Below are 15,865 nucleotides of genomic sequence, written 5' to 3' on the forward strand. Positions count from 1 at the left end.
TTTTCATGCCGGCGAGCCGGAGCGGCGCCAGGTCAGCACCCGGCGCTGTATCCGCCCGCCGACCTGGGCGGCCCCGATCAGCGTGAGAATGTCGCCGTCGAGCGACATCCGGCGCACCTGTTCGGTATCGGCCCAGGCCGGATTGGAGCACACGGTGATCGCGTGCACCATTTCCGTGCCGCGTCGCCGCCAGGTTCCCGCGTAACCCATGAAAGGCGGTGTGTCCATGGCCCCGTCGGTGCGCATCATGCTCACCGACATATAGCCGTGTGCGCCGTAGATCAGCAGGCCGCGCGGTGCGTCACCCAGTGGGCCGGTGCTGGTCGCATCGTGTTCGTCGATATCGAAGTAGGACAGCAATTCCCAGGTTCCGACGAGATCGGTCGCATTCATGACCCCCACGATGGCGGCCGCCGCTCTAATCACGCTGTAGCCGCCCCGCGTGCGAAGCCGTGGCTGATCCGCACGAGCCGCCAGACCACCTCGAGTTCGTCGAGATCGCGTGGCCCGTAGACCATGACCAGTGTCTGCGGCAGGAAACGCTGACGCGCCATGGGATGCAATTCCGCCCACTCGCGCGTGATCACCTCGGCCGCAATATCTTTCGGCAGACATATGTGCAGGCTGCCGTCGTCGTATCCGTGCAGATGGGCGAATTCGGTGCCGACCAGGTATGCCTCACCCGGTCCCTTGGCGATGGTCGGGCGCAGATGCAGCGCCCGGGTATCGGGCAGTGAGACGCCGCTGCGGCCGAGCAGCACGCCGTTCAGCGTGGTCATTCGCGACCACAGGGCTTCCTGCAGATCTGGTGGCGCGAGCTGGCTGAGCTGCTGATGCGGATTGTGCGCCCGCGTGTCCGGCCGGTCGCCGGAGCGGGGCGGCAGGTCGATGCGTCCGTCCACGGATGTCGCTGTCATGACTGTGTTCCCTTCGGTTTTCGTTCGCGGTGGTGCTCGCTCACGCCCCCTGGGGTCACATTACTTTCCAAAGTATAGTAGTTACCAAGTGGAAAGTGAGGACAAAAATGACAGCCACCGTCGACCCCTGCCCGATCACCCCGGTGATCGACTTGGTTTTCGGCCGCTGGTCCACCCAGGTGCTCTGGGTGCTGACCCACGACGGCCGCCTGCGCTTCACCGAACTCCAGCAGCGCATCCCCGGCCTCACCCCCAAGGTGCTGACCCAGCGCCTGCGTCAGTTGGAACGCGACGGACTGGTGTCGCGCACCTATCACGCCGAGGTGCCACCCCGCGTCGAGTACGAGGCAACCCCGCTCGCGATCACCCTGACCCCGGTCTTCACGAGCATTGTCGACTGGTCGAGCGCACATCTCAGCGAGGTGCTCGCCGCCCGCGCCGCCTACGACGCGGGCGAATCCTGACCCGATCCGACTGCGTCGCCCGCGGATTCGTCATCGACACGCAATGGCCATCGCGCGAGCGCACGGCTAGCGTCATATGGTCCGCCGGATGACGACCAAGGAGGCTCGCTCGTGTTCGATCGCTCGCAGCTGTTCGCGCTTTCGCCCCTCGCGTCACTCGCCATTGCCGCCGTGGTGGCTACCGCTGGACCAGCCGCCGCCGCCCCGAACGGCCTCGATCAGCTGACACCGGTGGACGAGGCCGGATATCTGGTCGACGACCCGCAGTACAAGGGCGCGGTCTTCTTCCGCTCGCCCGACGGCCGCAGCTGCGGATTCTTCCTGAACGGACCGGCGGGCTGTGACGCGGTGCCGATCGATGCGCCGCCGGACACGAACCAGGTGCGCTCGTCGACCGTGGCGCCGGCCCGCTACCTGACCGCCGACCAACCCACCTTCACCTACGCCGGCGGCGCGCAGGTGCTGCCGGAGGGACATAAGATCTCCGTCGGCGGCACCACCTGCGGCATCGGCTACCAGGGCACGGTGACCTGCGAGACCGGATCGCACGGGTTCACCATTGCGGCGACCTACGGCGTCTTGCACTAGGCAAGAGTGGTCCGCGGTGCCAATGTCAGGAGGTGTTCGGCCAATTCACGCGGCATGGTGATCATGCAGTCGTGTCCGGTCGGCAGCACATGCAGGCGGCCGGGCGGCAGGTCGGCCGGTGGCAGGGTGCGCGGCATGGCGGCGCGCATGGCCCTGTAGTCCTCGCCGCCCTCGCTGCAGTACACGTGCGTCACCGGAATTTTCGCCAGTGCGATGGGATTGGTCAGCAGCATCCGCTGCTGGAAGGTCTCCAGGGATTGCGCGGTCATCATCGAGGCCGCCCAGCTCAGATCGGGCTCCTCGGTGATGCCGTACAGACCGCCGTCGCCCATCGGCTCGGTCTGCGGCGGTACCCGCCAGCCGTCACCGTGGGCCGCGGCCGCAGCGGCGAAGGCATCGACCATACCGGGCATGATGTCGGCCACCGCCTCACCGTCACGTGGGACGAAGGTGTCGATATAGACGAGTTCGGCGATGCGGTCGGGGACGGCGTCGGCGAGCGCGGTCACCACAATGCTCGCGTAGCTGTGCCCGACCAGGATGACGTCGGTGCGATCGTCGGCGGTGAGCAGGCCGACCAGATCTTCGACGTGGGTATCCAGGCCGACCTCCGGGGTCAGCAAGTCCGCGCGGTCGCCGAGGCCGACCAGCGACGGGGAAAGCACGCGATGTCCGGCGTCCGCGAGGAGCGGCGCGACCCGCTGCCAGGCCCAGCCGCCATGGAATGCGCCGTGGACGAGCAGATATGTCGACACGATCAGTTCTCCCTGAATTTCGTTAGGGCAGTGACGGTTCCGGCGATATCGGCCGCCGGTGGCACGTGTTCGGGTCGGATGCCGAGCCCGATCACTCGGGCCACCGCACGGGGCAGCCCGGGAAAGCGGCGCAGCAGACGCACCAGCAGTGGCTTGTCGGTGCCGGGCCGTCCGGCATTCGGATAGAGGTCCGACAGCAGGCGCAGCTGCGCGAATTGGACTACCCGCATGGGGAATTCACGCCTGCGCTGCACGGCACGCAATTGCGCTACGCTCGGGCGCGCACCCGCGACGAGGCTGGGCGCGAGCAGCCGGGCGGCTGCGATCGCGTCCTGTACCGCGAGATTGATCCCGACTCCGCCCGCGGGCGACATGGCATGGGCCGCATCGCCGATCGCGAGCAGACCGGGCCGGTACCAGCGGCGCAGCCGATCCACCCGCACATCGAGGGGTTTCACATCGTCCCAGGTGCAGATTTCGGCCGCCAGCCGCGCGGTGAGGCTGGGATAGATCGCGGCGAGGTCGGCGCGGAAGGCGGCGAGTCCGGCGGCCTTGACGGTCGCGAATCCCCCCTTCGGAATCATGTAGGCGACCTGCAGATAGTCGCCGCGGTCGATACAGACGATGAAGAAACCGTTGCCGCTGCGCACTGTCGGCAGCCGCTCGCCGTCGGGTTTGCCGACCCGGAACCACAGTACGTCCATCGGTGCCGCGCTGGCCGCGACCTCGAGCAGGCCGCCGCGCACAATCGAATTGCGTCCATCCGCGGCGATCACCAGCTGGGACCGGACCTCCAGCGGTCCATCGGGTGTGCGCACCCTGGCACCGACCACGGTGTCGTGCTCCTGGATGAGTTCGGTGACCTCGGCCCGCTGGATCAGCCGGAAGCCCGGATAGCGCCCACCCGCCTCCGCCAGGAAGTTCAGCACATCCCACTGCGGCATGAATGCCACGAAAGGGAAACCACCTGGGAGACTGCGGAAATCGGCGAAGATCACCGGTCCGCTCGCGGTGGCCATCGGCAGCCGCGGCAGTTCGACGTGTGGCAGCGCGAGGAATTCGGTGGCGAGCCCGAGTTCGTCCATCGCCCGCAGCGTCGATGGGTGCACGGTGTCACCGCGGAAGTCTCGCAGGAAGTCCGCATGCTTTTCCAGCACAAGTACTTCCACGCCCGACCTGGCCAGCAGCAGACCGGTCATCAGCCCGGCCGGGCCGCCGCCGACGACGCAGACCCGCACCGATTCGGTGGTCACGCCAGACATGTCGGCACCCGCCCGTGGTTGTACACGATCATCTCGTCGAAAATCGACAGCACATCCAGCGGTTCGCCGATCGGACCGCCCGCCCACTCCGCATCGGCGCGGTACAGATTGCCGACTATGCGCTCTTCGTCGACCAGATCGGCGAATTCACCGTGATCGGCCTCGAGTGCGATGGCCAGCGGCGTGAGTCCGAGGGAGCGGCCCTCGGCAGCCAGGTCCCGCACCCACCGCAGATATCGCAGTGTCTGGTCGAAGATCTCGGGTCCGGTCACCGGACCGTGCCCGGACACCACGGTTTCCGCACCCAGTTCGGCGAGCCTGGTGATCGCCGTTATCGACCCACGTACCGATCCCATCAGGCAGAACGGCGCCGCGCCCGACATCACCAGATCCCCGGCGAAGAGCACCTTCTCCTCGGGCAGCCAGGCAACCACATCATTGGTGGTGTGCGCGGCCGGTCCGAGGTGGATGAGTTCGACACGCCGTGCGCCGATATGCAGGGTCACGCGGCTGCTGAAGGTGATGCTGGGCAGGGTGACCCGCACATCGCCCCACTGCACCTGCGGCCACAGATTGGTCAGCGCGAGTCCGGTTTCGATCATCTCCGGCCGGATCCGATCGTGGCCGATGACGACCGCGGTCGGTCCGAAGAGGTGATTACCGAAGTTGTGGTCGCCGTGGTGGTGGGTGTTGACAATCGTTCTGGCCGGACCGATATCGAGGCCGTCTACGAATTCGACCAGCGCGCGCGTGCGTCCCTCGGTAGCCAGCGTATCGATCACCACCGCGCCGTCCGGACCCGCCAGCACGCCCGCATTGCTCACACACCAGCCGCCTCGACTGTGCGTATACGCATAGACCCGGTCGGCGATTTCCCGCACGACCGGGCCCCCGGCCACCTGCGGCAGTTCGGTGGCGGTCATGTCGGTGACTTCACGGATTCGGCATACCGCACCGCGCACAACAGCGTATTGCGACTGTTGGTCGACAGCGCCTCGGCGAGATATGCGCGCGCATCGGCGAGATCGGTATCGGCTCCGAGGATTTCGCGGGCCGCGACCGGATTGATGGCGACGGTGTGCCGTGCCGTCACTACCGCACCGTCCGGGCCGTCCGCGAATTCCCAAGCACCGCTGTGCCCGAAGAGCATGGCGGGCGGCAGCAACTGCTTGTAATCGATGCGCTCGTCGGTGACGCACACACGGACCGATTTGGTGGTGTGCGGCATACCGCCCGCGGTGACGGTATCCATCTCCATCAGCTGTACGCCGGCGCCGTCTTCGTCGAGTTCGATCCGGCCGACGTGCGGGACGTGTTCGGGCCAGCGCTCACTGCGGTAGATGAACTCGTACACCGCTGCCGCCGAAATATCCAGCGAGACAGTGTCTTCGAAGGTGTGCACAACATCGTCGACCGGGTGACCCAGCTCCGCTATCCGGGCCAGCGCCGCCAGCTCGGTCTCGCTATTGCGATCCACCGCGCCCGCGATCAGATCCGGATCGGCGCCGTCCACCGCGGTGAAGCGGTGGTCGAGGGTGACCTTCGTGGTGCCGGGACCGATTTCGCGGAACGACCAGCCGCCACCCATGGATGCGATCGGCGCCTGACTGCGTTCCTGTTCGAAGACGATGCGCCGCTGCGCCGCATCGAGCACCCGCCGGGAGGTCCAGTTCTTCACTTCGCCATTGACGGTGGCCCACAACCGGAACCGCTCCTCATCGGGTCCGCGGTGCAGATGGCGCACCAGCACGCTGGGCTCGAAGATCACCGGCCATTTGGTCACATCGGCCACCAGGTCGTAGACGACCTCGGGCGGTGCCTGCACCACCTTGGTGTGGCTCATCACCTGGGTACTCATGCCGCACCTTGCAATTGGCTGTTGACGATGTCGATCAACTCCTGTGGCGTCTTGACATCGATGAGCTGTTCCTCCGGGATCAGCACGCCGAAATCGCGTTGGATCCGCGAGGCCGTTTCGATGAGCGCGAGGGAGTCGTAGCCGAGCTGTTCGAAGTCGAGTCCCGCGATATCTTCGGCGATATCATCGCCGCCCGCGCATTCCACGAGGATCCGGCGTAGTTCGGTGATGGTCATGGTCATGATCGGCTCCCTAGGTTTGGTCGACAGCGCGCACGACGACCGCGGAGTTGAAACCCCAACGGCCACGGGCCAGGACGAGGGCGCCGCCGACGGTGGCGGGCCGCGGTGCGCCGAGAACCAGATCGATCCGGTAATCCTCGGCAAGGGTGGTGGTGTAAGCGGTCGGCGGTATCACCGAATCGCGCATGGACAGCAGGGCGGTCACGATGTCGAGCGGGCCCGCACCCGAGAACAGTCGTCCGGTCAACGGTTTCGACGCCGTGACCGGGACACCGTCGGCACCGAAGACGGCCTCGATGGCCGCTGCCTCGTCGCGATCGCGGTCGGGCACGCCCGCCGCATCGGCGAAGACGACATCGATATCGCCTGGCGCCATACCGGCGTCGGCGAGTGCGAGTTCCGCGGCGCGACGCAGACCGGAGGGCCTGCCCGAACCCGGTGCCGGATCGAATGTCGAGGCATACCCGGCGATTTCACCGTGTACCTTCGGAACGCCGCGGGTGCGGGCCGCCGTGCCGTCCTCGACCACCAGCATCGCACCGCCCTCACCGGGCACATATCCGGCGGCCGCGGTGTCGAACGGTCGATAGGCACGCTCCGGCGCGGCCGAGATGCTGACCTCACCGCTCGCCAGATGCGAGGCCCAGCCCCACGGGTCGAGCGCGGAATCCACGCCGCCGGTGACCACCAGTGGGGTGCCGCGGTCGACCGTCCGCCTCGCGTGCCCAACCGCGTCCAAACCGCCCGCCTGCTCGGCGACCAGCGCACTGCTCGGCCCGCGCATGCCGTGGCGGATCGAGATCTGCCCGGTATTCACCGCGTAGAACCAGGCGAACGACTCGTAGACGCTCACATGCTCGGACCCGCGCGACCACAGCTTATTGAACTCGCGATGGGTGAATTCGAAACCGCCGGAGGCATTTCCGGTGACCACACCCATGTCGTAGTCGGTCAGCGCCGCGGTATCGACCTTGGCATCGTCGAGGGCCCATTGCGCGGCCACCAATGCCATCCGCGTCGAAATATCGGTCTGCGGCAGCAATCGGCTCGGCAGATGTTCGGCCGCGTCGAAACCGGCGACCTGCCCGGCCAGTCGCGCGGTGCTGCGGCTGGTGTCGAACCAGGTCAGTGGTGCGATACCGCCCCGGCCGTCCAATACCGCATCCCAGAAGCGTTCGACGCCGAGGCCGTTCGGCGCGAGCACACCCATACCGGTTATCAGGATCATGCCGCCACCGCCTCGGATTTGCGCAGCACCATCGCGCTCTGGAAGCCACCGAAACCACTACCGACGGTGAGTACGGTGTCCATCCGGTGCTCGCGCGCGGTGAGCGGCACGTAGTCCAGATCGCATTCCGGATCGGCCTCGTGCAGATTCGCCGTCGGCGGCACCACCTGGTATTCCAGCGCGAGCAGGGAGGCGGCGATCTCGACCGAACCGATCGCACCCAGTGAGTGTCCGACCATCGATTTGATGGAACTCATCGGTGTGGCGTAGGCGTGCCGACCGAGACTGCGCTTCACGGCCGCGGTTTCGTGCCGGTCGTTCTGCCGGGTTCCCGAGCCGTGCGCGTTGATGTAATCCACGCCGGTGGGGTCGATGCGCGATTCGTCGAGTGCGACCCGGATCGCCTCGGCCATCTCCCGGCCGTCGGCCTTGAGACCGGTCATATGGTATGCGTTGCAGCGCGTGGCGTAGCCGGTGATCTCGGCGTAGATACGCGCGCCCCGCCGGCGCGCGCTCTCGTACTCCTCCAGCACGAACATCGCCGCACCCTCCGCGAGCACGAAGCCGTTGCGTGAATTGTCGAACGGCCGGGAGGCGTGTTCGGCATCGTCATTGCGTGAGGTGGTGGCCTTGATCGCATCGAAACAGGCCACCACGATCGGCGTGATCGGGGTGTCCGCCGCACCGGCCAGCATCACATCGGCCGAACCCTCGCGGATCAGCTGCACGGCGTGGCCGACCGAATCCAGTCCGGAGGTGCAGCCGTTGGAGATCATGGCGACCGGCCCCTCGGCGCCGACACTCCAGGCCACTTCGGCGGGCATCACGCTGGGCACCATGTAGTCGAACATGTGCGGGGACAGGTAGGCCTCGTCGACCAGCCAGTTCTTACCGGAATCCGACAGCACCAGATATTCCTGCTCCAGGCTGGTCGCCGCGGCGACCGCGCTGCCGAGGCTGACGCCGAGCCGGTGCGGATCCAGCGATCCGATCTCGATGCCGCTATCGGCCACCGCCTCCCGTCCGCACACCACGGCGAACTGCACCGCCCGGTCCATGCGGCGAATCTCCCTGGGCGACAACCCTTCCTGAATCGGGTCGAAATCGGCCTCGCCCGCTACCTGGGACCGGTAGGGCGTGGGGTCGAAGAACGAAATCCGGCGCGTCGCCGTGCGGCCCTCGGACAGCAGTTTCCAGAACTCGTCCTTACCCGAACCGCCGGGCGCGCGGACACCGAGTCCGGTGACGACAACGCGGCGGCTCATACCGCACCACCGGATGCGTTGGGGTTCATGGCGATATCTCCCTTCGATCGTGGGTCAAGCATCGAAGGCCGTCCTCGAACCTGACTCGAGCGCCGGAGTCGAGCTGTTCTCTAGTGGGTGCGCGCAGGCTGTGCACAGCAATTCCGGAGCAGAGGAGATACGCGTGATGAAGTCAGCACACGGCCCGGACGGCGCCGCGGACTGGGTGCTCTGCCCGGCCTGTCTGATTCCGCTGTACGGTAAGCGATTCGCCCGCGATCTCGGTGTCTGTGGTGAATGCGGCAGACATACGCCGATCACGGCCGAGCAGCGCATCACCCAGCTCGCCGACGAGGGCCGGTTCGAACCGCTCGCCGTCATCCCCACCGCTGACGATCCGCTGACCTTCAGCGATACCAAGCCCTATGCGGACCGGCTCGCCGCCGCACGGGCACGCACCGGCATGCACGACGCCGTGCTGTGCGCGCTCGCGGCGATCGAGGGGAATCCGGTGCTCATCGCGGCCATGGATTTCCGCTTCCTCGGTGGCAGTTTGGGCACCGCAGTCGGTGAGATGATCACCGCGGCCGCGGAAACCGCACTCGCCGAACGGATTCCGCTGCTGATCGTCACCGCTTCGGGTGGTGCGCGCATGCAGGAGGGACCGCTGTCGCTGATGCAGATGGCGAAGACCAGTGCGGCGCTCGAACAGTTGGACCGTGCGGGCATTCTCACCATCACGCTGATCACCGATCCGACCTATGGCGGAGTGGCGGCATCGTTCGCCACGCTGGCGGATGTGCTGATTGCCGAACCGGGGGCCCGACTGGGTTTCGCGGGTCGCCGGGTGATCGAGCAGACGATCCGTCAGGAGCTGCCGCCGACGTTCCAGACCGCGGAATTCCTGTTGGAGCGCGGGCTGATCGATATGATCGTGCCGCGCGCCGGGCTGCGGCAGGCACTCGGTTCCCTGCTGCGAGTGGCCGGTCCGGCCGACCCGACCGGCGATGTGGTGACCGAACTGGACGCGGGAACCATCACCGATCCGGCTCGGGTTCCCGAGAGCGATCCCTGGGCGCAGGTGCGGCGGGCACGCACACCGAACAGGCCCACGGCGCTCGACTACTTCGCCCTTGCCTTCGACGGCTTCCAGGAGCTGCGCGGGGACCGCATCGCAGGGGACTGCCCGGCCATCGTCGGGGGTACCGCCTGGCTCGGTAACCAGCCGGTCGTGGTGATCGGACAGCAGAAGGGACATGAGCCGAAGGAGCTGATGGCGCGCAACTTCGGCATGCCCACACCCGCGGGATATCGGAAGTCCGCACGGCTCATGCGTTTTGCCGAAAAGCTCGGGCTGCCCGTCATCACGTTGATCGACACCCCTGGCGCTTATCCCGGCGCGTCCGCCGAGGAACAGGGGCAGGCCGTGGTGATCGCGGAGAATATCCGGCTGATGTCCGCGTTGCGGGTGCCGGTGGTCAGCGTGGTGATCGGGGAGGGCGGCAGCGGTGGCGCGTTGGCGCTGGGCGTCGCCAATCGGGTGCTGATATTCGCCAACGGGACCTATTCGGTGATCAGCCCGGAAGGATGTGCGGCCATCGTCTGGAATGACCCGGCCGCCGCACCGAAAGCCGCTGCCGCGCTGTCACTGACGGCCGGTGACCTGCTGCGGCTCGGTGTCGTCGATGCGGTGCTGCCGGAACCGGGTGACGACGTCGGTGCCGCACCGTCGGCGGCGGCGAACCAACTGCACCGTGCGCTCGCGGCGAGCCTGCGCGAGTTGACCGGGCTCGGCGGCGAAGACCTTGCCGCCGAGCGGCGCGCCCGCTTCCGCCGGTTCGGTGCGCGGCAGCAGGTTCCGGTTCGGTCGGTGGCGTAAGAGAGTGCGGGACACCATGTTCGAGAAGATTCTGATCGCCAATCGCGGCGAGATAGCGCTGCGCGTCGCGCGTACCTGCCGGGAACTCGGGGTGCGCACCGTCGCGGTGCATTCGGTCGCCGACGCGGAATCGGCCGTCGTGCAGTTCGCCGATGAATCGGTGCAGATCGGGCCGGCCGCCGCCAAACGCAGCTATCTCAACGCGGCCGCCGTACTGGCCGCGGCCGAGACGACCGGTGCCGATGCGATCCATCCCGGCTACGGATTCCTTTCGGAATCACCGGATTTCGCGGATGCTTGCCGGGCGGCGGGGGTCACCCTGATCGGTCCGCCCGCCGATGTGATGGCCCAACTCGGCGACAAGCAGTCGGCCCGCACCCTGATGGCCAAGGCGGGGCTTCCGCTGCTGCCGGGCAGTTCGGATCCGCTCGAACCCGAGGAGGCGCACGTGCTGGCCGACTCGATCGGCTACCCGGTGATCGTCAAGGCCGCCGCGGGTGGCGGCGGCCGCGGCATGCAGGTGGTGCGCGAGAGTGCGGCGTTCCCACACGCGTACCAGCAGACGCGGGCAACCGCTCGAATGTTGTTCGGGGACAGTCGAGTCTATCTGGAGAAGTACCTCGAGGGCGCCCGGCATGTCGAGGTTCAGGTGCTGTGCGATGGCTACGGCAACGGTGTGCACCTCGGTGAACGTGATTGCTCGGTGCAGCGCAGGCATCAGAAGCTCATCGAGGAGTCGCCCGCGCCGCGGCTACCGGAGGGCCTCGCGGCGCGGATGGGCAAATCCGCGGTGGACGGCGTGCTGGAAGCCGGGTACGTCGGCGCCGGAACCGTGGAATTTCTGGTGGACAGGCAGGGGAATTACTATTTTATGGAGGTGAACTGCCGAATCCAGGTCGAACATCCGGTAACCGAAATGGTAACCGGTATCGATTTGATCGCCGAGCAGATCCATATCGCAGCCGGGCAACCGCTCGGCATCGTGCAACAGGATATTTCCCTGCGCGGCGCGGCAATCGAATGCCGGATCAATGCCGAGGATCCGGCCGCCGAATTCGCCCCGGCACCCGGAATTGTGGCCGAGTTCACACCACCCGGCGGTCCGTTCGTGCGCGTCGATACTCATGTGCACGCCGGATATTCGATCCCACCGCATTATGATTCGCTACTCGCGAAGCTTGTCGTCTGGGCGCCGGACCGGGACCAGGCGCTCGCACGTATGCGACGAGCCCTGGCCGAATTCCGGATTTCGGGTGCGCGCGTAGCGACGACCCGCGATTTTCTGCGGGATGTCCTCGACCATCCGGCCATGCGGTCCGCGACGCATTCGACCGCGCTGGTGGACGAGTTGTTGCGGGCGGATTAGGCGGGTTTTGCTCGAGCCGAGCGGAATTCGGGGGAATACCATCCGATGAGGTATCCCGCGTGCCGACTGTTGAGCATGGCACTGACCGATACATCAGAGGCGGCGAGGATATCCTGATGCAATTTCTGCAGTTTCTGGCAGGGATCGAGACCGAGTTCGCGCTGCATCGACCTGCTGAATTGCTGGTAGGACTCGAGTGCGCGGGCGCGCTGGCCCGCACGGCTCAGAGCGAACATGTAGTACGCCTGCAGCCGCTCGTGCAGCGGGTGCTGCATGGTGAGTCGTGCCAGGTCAGGGCAGGCTTCGCGATATCGGCCGAGCCGCAGCTCGGCTTCGACGCGCAGCTCGATATTGGTCAGTCGCAGATGATCCAGATGCGAGATCTCCGCGGCCAGCGGTATTCCGCCCTCGATATCGACCAGCGCCGGACCACTCCACAGCGCCTCTGCGGCGGTGAACAGATCTACCGCGCGATAATCGTCGCCGGCCTTGGCGGCGCAGCGCGCGGCGTCGGACATGCTCTGATAGTCGCGCAAATCGAAGACACAGTCCTTGACGTCGAACGAATACCCTTTGCTGCGGGTGCGGAGAAAACGTTCGGCCACCTCGGCCTGTCCGATGCCGAGCTGCTCGGCCATCTTCTTCCGAATTCCCAACACATAGGTCTGTACGACGGTGACGGCGCTGCGCGGTGGATCGTCGTTCCACAACTCTTCGACCAGCGTGGTAACCGGAACGACGGTGTCGTGTCTGACGAGAAGTAAGGCGAGCAGTTGGCGTTGTTTCTGTGCTGTCGGCGTTGCGTTGTGATTATTGAGAGCAAGCGTCAATGGACCTAACACGCGGGCACACACTGGATACTTCACCTGGAGTTCTCCTACGGGCGTTATTCCCCCCGACCGATGTGAGTTCTCGAAATCCCACCTCGCTGTAGGCAATACCAACACTATCGAAAACCCAGTATCAAGTCGATGAATCTTGAGTTATATCGGAGTTAACTCGGCTCGGCGGCTTCGCTAATTCTCCTTCCTGCCAAGGAGATTCGCGCATCGGGTTGATTCGTGGGATGACGCTCGCTCGGGTTGCGCGTAACTGGTGATTCGCTTCCGGGTGGCGGTGGCGTCACTCGCGGCGGTTCGGCCGCAGCCGTTCGGCCCTGTCGCGCCGCCGTGCGTCTTGAACTTGCAGTTTCTGAAAAATTGCAGTTTGTGCTACTTTGGCGGACGTGTCCAAGGACGAGCGCCCGATCGGGTTGCGAGAGCAGAAGAAACGCCAGACCGAGCTCGATCTCTGTCTGGCCGCACGACGGCTTGCGGTCGAGCGCGGGCTGGATGCGACGACCGTCGAGGACATCGCGAGAGCGGTCGGGGTCTCGCCCCGCACATTCTTCAATTACTACGAGACGAAAATGGCCGCGGTAGTGGGGCCGATCAGCGAGATCGGCACACCGGAGCTGCGCGAGCGGTTCATCGCGGGCGGGCCCAGCGGTGCGCTGATGGACGATCTCACCTGGTTGTTCGCGCACGGCTTCGAATCCGAGAGCGAGGTGCGCGAGGGCATCGCGCTGGTCACCGAGATCATCAAGACCGAGCCGCGGGTGCTCGCGGCCTTCGTCGCCTCCGGCGCCCGCTTGGAGAGCGTGATCTCCGACCTGCTCTCGGCTCGGCTCGGCACTGCCGTCTCGCCCGAATTCGCCGGTCTGGCAGCGGGATTCATGACAGCCATCACCACGCGGGCGGCGATGGCCTCGGCCGGTGACCCGGCCGTATCGCTGGCAACGGCGGTACACGAGCACTGCGCGATGGCCGCGCGGATGTTCGAACAGCATGAGGGCAAGAAAGGGAGACGCAACACATGACCATCACGGCGGAATCGCCGCCCGAGCCGATTGTCCTGACCCAGAAGCGGATCTGGCTCATCTTCGGCGCGCTGATCGCGGGGATGTTCCTGGCCAGCCTGGACCAGACCATCGTCGGCACCGCGATGCCGACCATCGTCGGGGATCTCGGCGGCATATCCCATATGGCTTGGACCGCAACGTCATATCTGCTCGCGACCACCATCATGATGCCGATCTACGGCAAGTTCGGTGATCTGTTCGGGCGGCGCTGGCCGTTCCTGTTCGCCATCACGATCTTCACGGTGGCCTCCATCGGCGCCGCGGCGTCGACGAGTTTCTGGGAGTTCATCACCTTCCGCGGCCTGCAGGGCGTCGGCGGCGGTGGTCTGATGATTCTGGCGCAGGCCATCATCGCCGATGTCGTCCCTGCCAAGGATCGCGGCAAATACATGGCCCCGATGGGTGCGGTCTTCGGCATCACCTCGGTCGCGGGTCCGCTGCTCGGCGGCTTCTTCGCCGATCACCTGGGCTGGCGCTGGTGCTTCTGGATCAATGTGCCGATCGGAATTGCCGCACTGTTCATCGCCTTCCGCTACCTGAGCATCCCGAGTCACCGGCCCAAGACCCGGCCCGACTATCTCGGTGTGGTGTTGATGTCGGCCGCGACGACGCTGCTGATCCTGATCACCGACTGGGGTGGCAAGCAATATGCTTGGGGCTCAACGATTATGGTCACCATGATTGCGGCATTCGTCGTGGTGGTTGCGGCCTTCGTGCTGGTCGAGGCCCGCGCCGAGGAGCCGATGCTGCCACTGTGGTTGTTCCGCAACCGCACCTTCGTGCTGACCTCCGCGATCGGCTTCCTGGTCGGTCTGGTGATGTTCGCCGCCCTGGCCTTCATCCCGACCTATCTGCAAATGGCAACGGGCGCTTCGGCTTCGGTATCGGGCCTGCTACTGATACCGATGATGGTCGGCCTGATGATCGCGTTGGTCGCCTCGATGACGATGGTCACCAAAACCGGCCGCTACAAGGTCTATCCACCGCTCGGCGCGGTTTTGATGTTCGCGGACATGCTGTGGCTGACCCGCCTGGACGCGGACACCCCGATGTGGGTCGTCTCGGCCATGCTGTTCGTGATGGGCGCGGGCCTCGGCCTGATCATGCAGATCATCGTCCTGGTCGTCCAGAATGCCGTCGCCCCTGACCAAATCGGCACCGCGACCAGCGCCAACAACTACTTCCGGGAAATGGGCGGCGCACTGGGCGTGGCGATTTTCGGCTCCATCTTCACCAGCCGTTTGACCGAGGGCCTCACCGATGTCTTCGTCTCCCACGGCCCCGAAGCCGCGGCCGCGAAGCTGGATCCGGGCGGGTTGGTGCCCTCGGTGGTCAAGCATCTACCCGACGGCCTGCACGATGCCATCGTCGGCGCCTATGTAGACGCTTTGGTCCCGGGCTTCTGGTACCTGATCCCCGGCGTCGTAATCGCCTTCGTGCTCGCCCTGTTCATTCCCCATATGAAACTCGCCGACGAGGCGGGCATGGTCGCTCGCGGTGAGGCGGTCATGGCCGAAGACACGGATTCGCAGCTCGTCGGCGAACGCTGACGCGGGCGCGGCGCAGATGCGAAGGGCCCGAGCGGAATCCGCTCGGGCCCTTCACATACGCAATTCCGGTGTCAACGTACGACTTCGACGACGTCACCGGGGTTGAGATAGTGGTAGGTCGTCTCGGCGCCCTCGGGGGTCATCCGGATGCAGCCGTGCGACTGCTCCTCGATGGGTCCGATATGGGTGGCGATATCGCCGTTGAAGAAGACCGCCCACTTCATCGGAGCGTTGTGCATGGTGCTCCAGAAGTCTTCGCGCTTGAAGGCGACCTTGAAGACGCCGGGCGGTGTCTCATATCCGGGCCGACCGTGCGAGATCGGGGTCGGACCGTAGGTGACCTTGCCGTTGTCCATCAGCCATGCCTCGTTCGTCGACAGCCGCATGCACATCCGCGCGGTCTCGCCGCACGGTGCGTATACCGGAGCCGGCGGAATGGGCGGAACGATCGCCGGTGTGCCGATATCCGGTCCACCGGGCCACAATGGCTCAGCCTGTGCCGTCCCCGCCATCAGCAGCCCTGCGGAGATGGCACCGACGAGGGTTGCAGATCTGACCGACCACTTTCGAAGACGTTTGTTGTTCTGCACGTTTCTGACCCCTCTCACCTGT

At 65.8% G+C, this 15,865-nt stretch carries 17 protein-coding genes; 6 read left to right on the forward strand and 11 right to left on the reverse strand.

What is annotated here, in order from left to right; genetic code table 11:
- Positions 1-3: 3 nt before the first annotated feature.
- Complete coding sequence (locus tag AB0L58_RS00650; RefSeq protein WP_364378733.1) at positions 4-393, reverse strand: lipocalin-like domain-containing protein; 390 nt, start codon at positions 391-393, stop codon at positions 4-6.
- 29 nt (positions 394-422) lie between these two features.
- Positions 423-917: a luciferase family protein gene (locus tag AB0L58_RS00655; RefSeq protein WP_364378736.1), complete on the reverse strand. Its 495-nt coding sequence runs from the start codon at positions 915-917 to the stop codon at positions 423-425.
- Positions 918-1,024: 107 nt separating this feature from the next.
- Here AB0L58_RS00655 and AB0L58_RS00660 point away from each other — a divergent pair, with 107 nt between their 5' ends.
- Together AB0L58_RS00660 and AB0L58_RS00665 are read left to right on the forward strand one after the other, a co-directional pair.
- Entirely contained in the window at positions 1,025-1,381 is a 357-nt protein-coding gene (locus tag AB0L58_RS00660; RefSeq protein ID WP_364378739.1) for a helix-turn-helix domain-containing protein, read from the forward strand.
- Positions 1,382-1,492: 111 nt separating this feature from the next.
- Positions 1,493-1,969, forward strand: a complete 477-nt coding sequence (locus AB0L58_RS00665; RefSeq protein WP_364378741.1) for a hypothetical protein — start codon at positions 1,493-1,495, stop codon at positions 1,967-1,969.
- Here the strand turns inward: AB0L58_RS00665 and AB0L58_RS00670 are convergent.
- Genes AB0L58_RS00670 through AB0L58_RS00700 form a run of 7 tightly spaced genes read right to left on the reverse strand, consistent with a single transcriptional unit; the run spans position 1,966 to position 8,579 of the window.
- The gene (locus tag AB0L58_RS00670; protein WP_364378744.1) at positions 1,966-2,724 is read right to left on the reverse strand and encodes an alpha/beta fold hydrolase; all 759 of its coding nucleotides are present in this window, start codon (positions 2,722-2,724) and stop codon (positions 1,966-1,968) included. The two genes, AB0L58_RS00665 and AB0L58_RS00670, sit on opposite strands and share 4 nt — an antisense overlap.
- Positions 2,725-2,726: 2 nt before the next feature.
- A complete protein-coding gene (locus AB0L58_RS00675; protein ID WP_364378747.1) occupies positions 2,727-3,986 on the reverse strand; it encodes an FAD-dependent oxidoreductase in 1,260 nt (419 codons plus the stop codon).
- A complete protein-coding gene (locus AB0L58_RS00680; RefSeq protein WP_364378750.1) occupies positions 3,974-4,909 on the reverse strand; it encodes an MBL fold metallo-hydrolase in 936 nt (311 codons plus the stop codon). Before AB0L58_RS00680 ends, AB0L58_RS00675 begins: the two co-directional genes overlap by 13 nt.
- Complete coding sequence (locus AB0L58_RS00685) at positions 4,906-5,844, reverse strand: aromatase/cyclase (RefSeq protein ID WP_364378753.1); 939 nt, start codon at positions 5,842-5,844, stop codon at positions 4,906-4,908. The genes AB0L58_RS00680 and AB0L58_RS00685 overlap by 4 nt, the downstream gene beginning before the upstream one ends.
- Complete coding sequence (locus AB0L58_RS00690; RefSeq protein ID WP_364378755.1) at positions 5,841-6,086, reverse strand: acyl carrier protein; 246 nt, start codon at positions 6,084-6,086, stop codon at positions 5,841-5,843. Before AB0L58_RS00690 ends, AB0L58_RS00685 begins: the two co-directional genes overlap by 4 nt.
- Positions 6,087-6,096: 10 nt before the next feature.
- Positions 6,097-7,314, reverse strand: coding sequence for a ketosynthase chain-length factor (locus AB0L58_RS00695; protein WP_364378758.1), 1,218 nt, complete (start codon positions 7,312-7,314; stop codon positions 6,097-6,099).
- On the reverse strand, positions 7,311-8,579 hold the full coding sequence (locus AB0L58_RS00700; RefSeq protein WP_364378761.1) for a beta-ketoacyl-[acyl-carrier-protein] synthase family protein: 1,269 nt from the start codon (positions 8,577-8,579) through the stop codon (positions 7,311-7,313). The genes AB0L58_RS00695 and AB0L58_RS00700 overlap by 4 nt, the downstream gene beginning before the upstream one ends.
- 166 nt (positions 8,580-8,745) lie before the next feature.
- On the opposite strand from AB0L58_RS00700, the gene accD reads away from it, so the two are divergent.
- A complete protein-coding gene (accD, locus tag AB0L58_RS00705) occupies positions 8,746-10,437 on the forward strand; it encodes an acetyl-CoA carboxylase, carboxyltransferase subunit beta (RefSeq protein WP_364380122.1) in 1,692 nt (563 codons plus the stop codon).
- A gap of 16 nt (positions 10,438-10,453) precedes the next feature.
- On the forward strand, positions 10,454-11,803 hold the full coding sequence (accC, locus tag AB0L58_RS00710) for an acetyl-CoA carboxylase biotin carboxylase subunit (RefSeq protein WP_364378764.1): 1,350 nt from the start codon (positions 10,454-10,456) through the stop codon (positions 11,801-11,803).
- Here accC and AB0L58_RS00715 read toward each other — a convergent pair.
- Positions 11,800-12,669, reverse strand: coding sequence for an AfsR/SARP family transcriptional regulator (locus AB0L58_RS00715; protein ID WP_364378767.1), 870 nt, complete (start codon positions 12,667-12,669; stop codon positions 11,800-11,802). The two genes, accC and AB0L58_RS00715, sit on opposite strands and share 4 nt — an antisense overlap.
- Positions 12,670-13,028: 359 nt before the next feature.
- Here AB0L58_RS00715 and AB0L58_RS00720 point away from each other — a divergent pair, with 359 nt between their 5' ends.
- Positions 13,029-13,661, forward strand: coding sequence for a helix-turn-helix domain-containing protein (locus AB0L58_RS00720; RefSeq protein WP_364378769.1), 633 nt, complete (start codon positions 13,029-13,031; stop codon positions 13,659-13,661).
- Positions 13,658-15,253 (forward strand): MDR family MFS transporter, encoded by a 1,596-nt coding sequence (locus tag AB0L58_RS00725; protein WP_364378774.1) that lies wholly within the window; start codon positions 13,658-13,660, stop codon positions 15,251-15,253. Before AB0L58_RS00720 ends, AB0L58_RS00725 begins: the two co-directional genes overlap by 4 nt.
- A gap of 71 nt (positions 15,254-15,324) precedes the next feature.
- On the opposite strand, the gene AB0L58_RS00730 is transcribed toward AB0L58_RS00725, so the two are convergent.
- The gene (locus tag AB0L58_RS00730; RefSeq protein WP_364378777.1) at positions 15,325-15,639 is read right to left on the reverse strand and encodes a L,D-transpeptidase; all 315 of its coding nucleotides are present in this window, start codon (positions 15,637-15,639) and stop codon (positions 15,325-15,327) included.
- Between the last annotated feature and the right edge of the window lie 226 nt (positions 15,640-15,865).

This window comes from Nocardia sp. NPDC052112 (assembly GCF_040680135.1).
GTDB lineage: Bacteria > Actinomycetota > Actinomycetes > Mycobacteriales > Mycobacteriaceae > Nocardia.